We start from the raw sequence: 2,498 nt of genomic DNA on the forward strand, positions 1-2,498 counted from the left end.
TGAGTCTTAATTTGGATGAACTGTTGAATCTTATTTGGGATAAAGTGTTGAGTTCTACTTGACGGTTACATTCTTTTTGTAATATGATTTTATCTTGAGATTTTTGTCCTTCTTCATAAATAAATTGTTTTGCTTTATCTCTATTATTCCAAGCGGCACTAATTCCTTTTTTGACACCGTTCCAGGTTGCGTCTCTTAAGCCTTTAGCAAGCTTACCCACTGTGACTCCTTCATTAGCTTCAACTTCTGATTCAACTTCTTCAAGTTGTTCAGCATAACCTTCGCTTAGTTTTATTGAGCATTCACTTTGTATTTCTATTAACTTAGATTGAACGTTTAGTATAGAAGTATATGCTTTATCATAAGTCTCTGAAATTATGTCGTAAACATCTGGAGTCATAGAGTCTTCATTTTTATTTAGATCGTCAATCTTTGCATCTAGTGTTTTACATCTTTCATCTAGTATTTCTACTAATTCAGGTATGACTTCAACAATATCTGTGTACGCTTCGTCGCGACTTTCAACGTTAATATTATTTTCGTTTTTTCTATCTCACCAATCCTTTCATAAATTTTTTCTAAAGCATTTTCCGCATCATTCATTGTTTCTAATACATCATCTACTATCATCTTATCACTCCTCTTTTTTGGAATTTTTTATATATTAAGTATATTATTTATATAGATTGAAGTACACTATATTTATAAGATGATATATAGGGAGGGGTGACTTAGTGGGTTTTTTCAAAAATAAAGAAGAAATGTTTAAACATAGAGCAAACCAATTTGATAAATCAGCAAAAACATATGCAAAAAACGGAAATAACAAGAAAGAAGATTGGGCTCGAGAGCAAGCTAATATTAATAGAGAAAAAGCTGTTAAATATAAAGGTGAAAAAGGTTGGGACTAATACAAAAGGAGGGATAGTAAAATGAAATCTACTGTCAGAAAAGTATGTCAAAAATGCGGTAAGGAAAAAAGTTTGTCAGACTTTCATCGAAATAAAACGAAACCAGATGGTCACAATGGAATATGTAAAGACTGTCAATCAGAAACAGATCGTTCATAATGCGATATCTTAAAAAGAAAAGTTTCTCAACAGCCTGAGGAGACAAGTGCATTTGCACTTGTCTCTTTTTTTGTGAATCACACCAAAGATTCACCCTTTTTATCCTTCTTCCGATTGTGTCTCGGGGTATATAGAAATGGCTACCTCACCAGATAACGCCTCACACAACCTATCGTAGTCCCCGTTCACCGGTTCGTGGGTGAACCGTACTTCTTTGCCGGGTAGCGTTTGATTCCGATACGGATCCTCGTCAAACAGGCTCTCCGTATCGATACTCTTGCTGCGCCAGTTGCTTCCGTCATAACTGATTCGCTGATAAATATACATAAAAACTTCGCCTCCTTATCTTATAATCGTGATAAGGAGGCGTTTTGGTGTCATGGAATAATAAAAAGTTTGGAATCAATCATCGTAAAAGCCATTTTCGATCAGTCGCTTATGCCGAATAAAGAATTCCTGGACGTCGGGGTCATCTTCATAGAGGATTATCGAGTAGATATAGGTGATGGGGGATTCGTCGAGGGAGGCTATATCAGAGACAGTGATGTGTCTGTCGCCATCCGCCTGGAGGACACAAGCAGTAATAAGAAGCTGGCCTTCGCCTTTCATTTCTCTTATAATCTGGGTTGCTTCGTTCATCAAGAAGTTTTCTGATGGTTTTTCTTCCATTTCATCGCTCCTTTTTCATATTCATACAACTTCTTATTCGGCAAATATTTAGTCTCTCCTTTAAATCTCTTTAACATTATAAGGAAGAGACTCCCTCTCTTTGATACAACAAATCGTTATTCCTCATTTTCATAGAACCGATATAATCCTTTACCTGTTAATTGTTTGATAGCTTCTTCTTTATAAGGAATATTCCCTTCGATTCGATATAAAACTGTATCATCCAAAATAGATTTCTCTTTAGTAATAGCTGTTTCTTTATAATTAGCAACACGCTCTTTTATTGTTTCTAAACTTGTTTTTCGTTTTTGAGATAAAACGGCTTTATAATACTCTTCAAAGTCCTCTTCTGAACAATTATTAACCTTCACAAAGTGTGATTTCAGCTTACTTATCCGATCCTTATCCAAAATACTAAATGTTCTTCCTATATGGTGAAATGCATGGCATTATTCACAAATTAAATTCAAATCTTTTAGTATACATAATAATTCATCTTTGGCATACTCCTCTATTTCATGAACGTGAAGTCTTTTCAATTCTTCTACAGGTGGGGCATATCTGCAAATAGAACAAGTGTAATCGTGTTCTTGTAATAACTCAATTCTAATTTTCTTCCATAATGTTTGTGTGAATCGTCTACACTTGATTGGACAACTCCTATGAGGGAGGTTATTGTTAAATCAAAGAATATAATGGACCCAGGATTTTAGACGCGAAAGAAGGAGATGTTAAGGTAGGTATATGAAACGTAAAAGA

Annotated in this window: 6 protein-coding genes; 1 reads left to right on the plus strand and 5 read right to left on the minus strand. The window is 34.7% G+C overall.

The window, feature by feature from the left end; all coding sequences use genetic code 11:
• A partial coding sequence (locus tag ACFFLE_RS07765) for a hypothetical protein (RefSeq protein WP_380570569.1) occupies positions 1-400 on the minus strand: 400 nt, incomplete at its 3' end.
• Positions 401-471: 71 nt separating this feature from the next.
• Positions 472-630: a hypothetical protein gene (locus ACFFLE_RS07770; protein ID WP_380570570.1), complete on the minus strand. Its 159-nt coding sequence runs from the start codon at positions 628-630 to the stop codon at positions 472-474.
• Positions 631-734: 104 nt separating this feature from the next.
• On the opposite strand from ACFFLE_RS07770, the gene ACFFLE_RS07775 reads away from it, so the two are divergent.
• The gene (locus ACFFLE_RS07775) at positions 735-911 is read left to right on the plus strand and encodes a hypothetical protein (protein ID WP_380570571.1); all 177 of its coding nucleotides are present in this window, start codon (positions 735-737) and stop codon (positions 909-911) included.
• A gap of 258 nt (positions 912-1,169) precedes the next feature.
• Here the strand turns inward: ACFFLE_RS07775 and ACFFLE_RS07780 are convergent, their stop codons facing one another.
• The 3 genes from ACFFLE_RS07780 to ACFFLE_RS07790 all read right to left on the minus strand — a co-directional run bounded on the left by ACFFLE_RS07780 (position 1,170) and on the right by ACFFLE_RS07790 (position 2,149).
• A complete protein-coding gene (locus tag ACFFLE_RS07780) occupies positions 1,170-1,397 on the minus strand; it encodes a hypothetical protein (protein WP_380570572.1) in 228 nt (75 codons plus the stop codon).
• A 75-nt stretch (positions 1,398-1,472) separates the two neighbouring features.
• Positions 1,473-1,739, minus strand: coding sequence for a hypothetical protein (locus tag ACFFLE_RS07785; protein ID WP_380570573.1), 267 nt, complete (start codon positions 1,737-1,739; stop codon positions 1,473-1,475).
• A gap of 116 nt (positions 1,740-1,855) precedes the next feature.
• Positions 1,856-2,149 carry a hypothetical protein gene (locus ACFFLE_RS07790; RefSeq protein WP_380570574.1) on the minus strand — a complete coding sequence of 98 codons (294 nt, stop codon included), beginning with the start codon at positions 2,147-2,149 and terminating at the stop codon, positions 1,856-1,858.
• Positions 2,150-2,498: the final 349 nt, after the last annotated feature.

Source organism: Salinicoccus siamensis (assembly GCF_042429615.1).
Classification (GTDB): Bacteria; Bacillota; Bacilli; order Staphylococcales; family Salinicoccaceae; genus Salinicoccus; species Salinicoccus siamensis.

Excerpts from the sequence above, each read along its gene's own strand:
- ACFFLE_RS07785 (WP_380570573.1), bottom strand. The coding sequence starts at position 1,739 with ATGGAAGAAAAACCATCAGAAAACTTCTTGATGAACGAAGCAACCCAG.
- ACFFLE_RS07770 (WP_380570570.1), bottom strand. The coding sequence starts at position 630 with ATGATAGTAGATGATGTATTAGAAACAATGAATGATGCGGAAAATGCT.
- ACFFLE_RS07780 (WP_380570572.1), bottom strand. The coding sequence starts at position 1,397 with ATGTATATTTATCAGCGAATCAGTTATGACGGAAGCAACTGGCGCAGC.